Raw genomic sequence first — 232 nt, forward strand, 5'->3', positions numbered from 1 at the left:
TCCAGGTTTTTGTTGCTCTCACGCAGGGTGTCACCCTCGGGAGCAAGGTCGCGATCGTGGAAGCAGAAGTACTGCACACCGAGCTTGGTGTAGAAGTCGAATGCGTAGTCCACTTTTGCCAGTGCCAGTTCCATCGGATCGGTATAGCGGTCGAAGGGACGCTGAGCGGTTCCATCTCCGAACGGGTCAACCAAGCGCTGGTTGAATGTGTGCCAGTATGCCACGCCAAAAC

The 232-nt window shown here is 56.0% G+C and carries 1 pseudogene; it reads right to left on the minus strand.

Annotated elements, in window-relative coordinates:
• Positions 1-194 (minus strand): annotated as a pseudogene (locus tag QP415_RS13095) (xylose isomerase); the annotation flags it as partial.
• Between the last annotated feature and the right edge of the window lie 38 nt (positions 195-232).

Source organism: Pauljensenia sp. UMB3104 (assembly GCF_030217285.1).
Lineage (GTDB): Bacteria > Actinomycetota > Actinomycetes > Actinomycetales > Actinomycetaceae > Pauljensenia.